The sequence below is a fragment of the Actinomadura sp. HBU206391 genome, from assembly GCF_014323665.1.
In the GTDB taxonomy this organism is placed as follows: Bacteria; Actinomycetota; Actinomycetes; order Streptosporangiales; family Streptosporangiaceae; genus Actinomadura_C.
Genome location: NZ_JABVEB010000323.1, coordinates 1 through 5,454, shown reverse-complemented (window position 1 = coordinate 5,454; position 5,454 = coordinate 1). Strand labels below are relative to the sequence as shown.

At 67.8% G+C, this 5,454-nt stretch carries 6 protein-coding genes; 4 read left to right on the top strand and 2 right to left on the bottom strand.

Annotated elements, in window-relative coordinates; genetic code table 11:
• Positions 1–346 precede the first annotated feature (346 nt).
• Positions 347–1,087 (bottom strand): TetR/AcrR family transcriptional regulator, encoded by a 741-nt coding sequence (locus HKK72_RS35400; RefSeq protein ID WP_187238768.1) that lies wholly within the window; start codon positions 1,085–1,087, stop codon positions 347–349.
• An 87-nt stretch (positions 1,088–1,174) separates the two neighbouring features.
• On the opposite strand from HKK72_RS35400, the gene HKK72_RS35395 reads away from it, so the two are divergent.
• Positions 1,175–2,038 (top strand): NAD(P)H-binding protein, encoded by an 864-nt coding sequence (locus HKK72_RS35395; protein WP_187238767.1) that lies wholly within the window; start codon positions 1,175–1,177, stop codon positions 2,036–2,038.
• A gap of 188 nt (positions 2,039–2,226) precedes the next feature.
• Here the strand turns inward: HKK72_RS35395 and HKK72_RS35390 are convergent, their stop codons facing one another.
• Positions 2,227–3,123 carry a LysR family transcriptional regulator gene (locus HKK72_RS35390; protein WP_187238766.1) on the bottom strand — a complete coding sequence of 299 codons (897 nt, stop codon included), beginning with the start codon at positions 3,121–3,123 and terminating at the stop codon, positions 2,227–2,229.
• A gap of 95 nt (positions 3,124–3,218) precedes the next feature.
• Between HKK72_RS35390 and HKK72_RS35385 the strand changes: the two genes are divergently transcribed.
• The 3 genes from HKK72_RS35385 to HKK72_RS35375 all read left to right on the top strand — a co-directional run.
• Positions 3,219–4,076 carry an alpha/beta fold hydrolase gene (locus HKK72_RS35385; RefSeq protein WP_187238765.1) on the top strand — a complete coding sequence of 286 codons (858 nt, stop codon included), beginning with the start codon at positions 3,219–3,221 and terminating at the stop codon, positions 4,074–4,076.
• Between the two features lie 56 nt (positions 4,077–4,132).
• On the top strand, positions 4,133–4,888 hold the full coding sequence (locus tag HKK72_RS35380) for an LLM class flavin-dependent oxidoreductase (protein WP_222721552.1): 756 nt from the start codon (positions 4,133–4,135) through the stop codon (positions 4,886–4,888).
• A 73-nt stretch (positions 4,889–4,961) separates the two neighbouring features.
• The coding region (locus tag HKK72_RS35375) for a class I SAM-dependent methyltransferase (RefSeq protein WP_261987513.1) at positions 4,962–5,454 on the top strand (493 nt) is incomplete at its 3' end.

The following is a 5,454-nucleotide window of genomic DNA, read 5'->3' as shown; positions in this document are numbered from 1 at the left end:
GCCCTGTCTCTTGTTTGAGAGGCGGGGCTTCAGGCTTGTTTGGGCGATATCTGGGCGATGATCTTTTGTCGCCCGGTCCCGTTTCGGCCTGGTGCCGCGCCGTGATTTCGTTGATCTTGTTGTTCATCTGCGGGAGGAACGCGATCAGCTGCTCACGCTCGTGGTCACGCAGAGAGGGCTTCGCGATCCCATCGCCGATCTAGTCCGACCACTGTCCGATTCTCGCCAGCACAAAGCCATAACGGCAACTACAAGACCACGACCGGACTGCGGTGCCGTTCGCGAACTCGCCCGCTTCCGTCCGCTCGCGGATGCGGTCAACCTTGGACGGCACCTGATCGCGGTCTCAGTCGGGGCCATCGGAGGCACCGGGGGTGGTTGGGCTGTCGCCGGCTCGATCCAGCCACTCCGACAGCAGGGCGCGCTCGGCGTTGGTGAGCATTGTCAGCTTCGGTGCGACGGCCCGGAATGCGACAGCGGCCGCGGCCGTGCTGTTGGCGGGAAGCGTCGGCGCGTCGGTGAGGATCGATCGCATCACCGCCTCGTACATCGCGTCCGCAAGGTCGAGGTCCCGGTGCTCCGGCGGGGTGGAGAGCAGGGTGAGCACGGCGCCGGTGCCAGCGGCGTGGATGAGTTCGACGGCGCGCCGTTCGGGGACCCGGAGCCGGCCGATTACAGCGACACGGTGCACCCGGGCGCGCAGAACCTCCAGGCCGGCGGCCGCAGCCGGTGAACGAGCCCCGCGGCTGGGGTCGGTGAGAAGACCGAACAGCGCCGCGTTGGCAAGGGCGAAGCCGATATGCGTGTCCCACCCCGCCCGAAGATCCGCAACCGGATCGCCACAGTCCTCGACGAGGGTCTTCCCGGCGACGTAGGTGGCGAAGACGTGCTCGGCGACGGCGTCGAGCAGCGCGTCCTTGTCCTCGAAGAACCGATAGATGGTCGGCGCCTGCATGCCCGCCGCCTGCGCGACCGCACGGGTGGTGACCGCGCTTGCGCCCTGCTCACGAAGGAGCTGCGCCGCGCACTCCACGATGCTCGCTCGCGTCTTGTCCCGGCTGGCGCTATCCCGCCTGACCCCTGCCATGCTTCCAATGATAACGCACCCTCGCTATCTTTGTTGCTAACAGTGGTATCGTTCTTATCGTTCCAGCGTTAGCACAGGAGGATAAACGTGATCATCATTACCGGCGGTACCGGCCGACTCGGCTGCCAGATCGTTGATCGGCTGCTCGATCGGGTCTCGGCGGACCGGGTCGGCGTGAGTGTCCGCGACACCGACCGCGCTGGCGACCTGGCCGTACGCGGGGTGCGCGTGCGGCGCGGCGACTTCACCGACCCGGGCTCCCTCACCGATGCGTTCGAAGGCGCAACGCAGGTGCTCATCGTCTCGACGAACCAGACGGGCGAGGCGGCGATCGCCCAGCACGTGGCGGCGATCGACGCCGCTCGCGATGTCGGTGCCAAACGCATCCTCTACACCAGCCACCAAGGCGCCGCCGAGGATTCGGTCTTCGCGCCGATGCCCGACCATGCCGCCACCGAGCGCTACCTGTCGAAGACGGGCACACCCTTCACGGTGCTGCGGAACGGCTTCTATGCCAGCACCGTCCAGCATCTGCTCGGCCGGGCGCTCGAGACCGGCGAGCTCGTCGCACCGGCCGATGGGCCCGTGTCCTGGACGGCGCACGCCGACCTCGCCGAGGCGGCAGCGATCATCCTCGCCGACGAGGGCCGGTTCGACGGTCCGACCCCGCCGCTGACCGCGCCAGACGCGCTAGACCTTGCGGACATCACCAGCATCGTCACCGAACTCACCGGACGCACCATCCGCCGCGTCGTCGCCGATGACGAGGCATGGACGGCCACAATAATCGGCCACGGGGTACCCGCGGATCAGGCGAACATGCTGCTCGGCATGTTCCACGCAGCACGCCGCGGGGAGTTCTCCACCACCGGGCCGGAGCTCGAGAATCTCCTCCAGCGCACAGCCACGCCGATCCGTTCAACATTGGAGGGACTCACCACCCAGCCGTGAACTCTCCCACTTCCCGATGTGGCCGCCCCAGGGGGCGGCCACATCGCACTCATCTCGGCTACTTGTTCACTTGCCTCAGGACTGATGCCTGGCGAGGCTCGACATGCGGTCATGTCACGGCGCGAGTTTGCACCGCTCGGATGCGCACTTCCGGGCCCTCTCTGCATTTCCGCTGGTCAGGCGGGTTTTCATGCGCGCTTGGCGATCTTGCCTGCGACGTCTACGGCGATCTCGATCGCCCGTGCCGCGAGTGGGGAGTGGGTGCGATCTGCCTGCCACAGCAGGAAGATCTCGCGTGGCGTTAGCCCTGGCCGGAGCTCGTGCATGCTTAACGACTCGTCGGAGCCGACGTCGGCACTGTGGACGGCGAGTTGTGGCAGTACCGCCGACCCCATCCCGGCGCGCACCATCGACAGCACGGTTTCGTTGCCCGCGGTGCGGAACACGATCCGCGGCCGGACGCCGCGGCGTGCGAGCGCCTGCTCCACCCGGGGCTGGTCGCAGACCGGCGGGTACGCGACCATCGGTGCGCCGTCGAGTTGGGCCAGGCGCACCGGACCGTCGGGGAAGTTGCCGCGGCGCGCGACCAGCAGGTAGGGATCGTCGAGCAACTTGAGGTGTTCGACCTCGCCTTCGATGCGGCCGTCGAAGAACATCAGGTCGAGCTCACGGACTTGTGGCCGGTCGGTCTCCTCCTCGAACAGCCTGATGTCGCAGCCGGGGTGCTCGTCCAGAAGCCTGCGTACGACCAGCGGCAAGATCACGTTGGACACGCTCTGGAAGGTGCCGATGTCGACCCTGCCGTCGCCGGCCTTGAACCGGTCGAGGGCCGCCGCCATCGCCTGGGCCTTCGCCAGCAGATCGCGTCCGTGTGCCAGCACCACCGCGCCGAGCGGGGTGATCCGCACCGGTTTCGGTCCACCCGGCCGGTCGAACACGGCACCGCCGACAGCTTTCTCCAAAGCCGCGATCTGCTGACTCACCGTCGACTGGGTGTACCCGAGCCGCGCGGCCGCCCGCCCGAACGAGCCCTCGTCGGCGACGGCGGCCAACGTGGTGAGATGCCGCAGTTCGACGTGAGACATGAACGCACCATAGGCGATGAACATCGCCAATCATGATTGAGTTGATCGGAAACTATCGCTTTTGGCGATGAAATGCGTGGCCTAGCGTGGAATTCATGACCGATCACCTTTCCAACGGCGAGAAGCTCGTCGAGATCAGCGATGTCGAACTGTGCGTCGAGACCTTCGGAAACCCCGCGAACCCGGCGGTCCTGCTCGTCGATGGTGCGGCCGCCTCGATGCTGTGGTGGGAAGCCGAGCTGTGCGAACAGATCGCGCGCGGCGACCGGTTCGTGATCCGCTACGACAACCGGGACACCGGCAGATCCACCAGCTACCCGCCCGGACGGCCGGGCTACACGTACACAGACCTGGCCGGGGACGCGCTCGGCATCCTGGACGCACTGAACGTCGAGCGCGCACACATCATCTGCCGGTCCATGTCCGGCGGAATCGGGCTCATCGTCGGGGTGGACCACCCCGACCGGGTCGCGTCACTGACGTTCGTCTCCACCTCCACAGGCGAGGACGGCCTCCCGCCGTCGTCGGACGAGCTCACCAGCAACAACCCCGCCGACCCGGACCCCGCCGATTCCGCCGCGGTAGTGGACTTCGTTGTCGCGTCGGCAAGGGCGTACTCGGGTGGCTCGTCCTACTTCGACGAGACCGCCATGCGTGCGCTGGTCGAGCGGGAAGTGGCCCGCACCCGCAACATCGCATCCACCCTCGCCAACCACTACGCGATGACCTTCGACGGGCCGTCCCGCGGCTTTGGCGACATCACGGCGCCGACCCTGGTGGTGCACGGGGACCGCGACCCGGCTTTCCCGCTCCCACACGGGCAGGCGCTGCGCGACGCGATTCCCGGCGCGAAGCTGCTGATCCTGCAAGGCGCGGGGCACGACCTGCCGAGGCCGCTGTGGGACGTGTTCGTACCGGCGCTGATCCAGCACACCGGAGGCGGCCGACCATGACCCGGTTGCGTTCAGCGCTCTAGCTGCCGCTCTTCGACGAGCTCGCCGAACCGGCGGTGGTCGCACGGCTGGCCGCCGAGGCGGAGGAGGCCGGCTGGCGCGGCGTGTTCGTCTGGGACCACCTGCGCTGGCGGGCGCCGGTCCAGCGGGTGGCCGACCCGTGGATCACACTGGCAGCAATCGCCACCGCCACGGAATGCCTTCGGCTCGGCCCCATGGTCACACCTCTTGCCCGCCGCCGGCCGCCCAAGGTCGCCAGGGAGGCCGCGACGCTGGACCGGCTCAGCGGTGGCCGCCTCACCCTCGGCGTCGGTCTCGGCAGCGACCGCCTCGCCGACGAGCTGCGCGCGACCGGCGAGGAACTCGACGATCGGCGGCGGGGGCAGATGCTCGACGAGTCACTGGAGATCCTCACCGCCGCATGGTCCGGTAGGCCGGTGCACCACCACAGCCGGCACTACACCGTCAACGGCATCTCCTTCCTCCCCCGACCGGTTCAGCGGCCCGGCGTGGCGGTGTGGGCCGCGGGACTTCCCGGTAACGTCAAACCGCTGCGCCGCGCCGCCCGGCACGACGGCTTCTTCCCGGTCAATCTCCAACACCCCGACCAGCTCGCCGACATCGTCACCGCCATCACCGATCTCCGCCAGCCAAAGACGACCCGTACGACATCGCCGTCGCCCTCCCACCCAGCGCCGATCCGGCGCCCTACGCCATGGCGGGCGCCACCTGGTGGCTGGCGGAGTGCCCGCCGGAAACAGTGTCGCTGGACCAGGTGCGAGGCGTACTCCTACTCCGCGACGGCCCGATAGAGCCTTGAGGCATCGACATCCACAAAACCAATAAATATGCCGAAATCAGTATCGAGAGGATCCAGTGACGGTGATGTCCGAACAGCACGGTACCCAGATGCGGCCGAAGTCCGAGCCGACCGCGGGTGAGCACGGAACCAGGCAAACCGACCTGTTCGACTACGACGCAGAGTTGCGCCTGCACAACGAACTCTTCCGCGCCGCTGCCCGCGTCGGCTCCCGCGATCGTGTGCTCGACATCGGCTGCGGTACGGGCCAGACCACGCGCGAGGCCGCCCGCGCCGCCGTCACTGGAAGCGCGGTAGGCATCGACCTCTCCGCACGAATGCTCGAACGGGCCCGTCAGCTCAGCGCCGACCAGGGACTGCCCAACATCACCTACCAGCAGGCGGACGCCCAGGTCCACCGCTTCCCACCGACGCATTTCGACCTCTGTATCAGCAGGTTCGGAACGATGTTCTTCGACGACCCAGTCGCCGCGTTCACCAATATCGGGCGCGCTCTGCGCCCCGCAGCGCGCCTAGTGCTGCTGGTCTGGCAAGACCGCGACCGCAATGAATGGGCCT

What these genes read in the sequence shown, in the direction of transcription:
- HKK72_RS35390 (WP_187238766.1), bottom strand. Translation starts at nt 3,123, where the DNA reads ATGTCTCACGTCGAACTGCGGCATCTCACCACGTTGGCCGCCGTCGCC.
- HKK72_RS35385 (WP_187238765.1), top strand. Translation starts at nt 3,219, where the DNA reads ATGACCGATCACCTTTCCAACGGCGAGAAGCTCGTCGAGATCAGCGAT.
- HKK72_RS35400 (WP_187238768.1), bottom strand. Translation starts at nt 1,087, where the DNA reads ATGGCAGGGGTCAGGCGGGATAGCGCCAGCCGGGACAAGACGCGAGCG.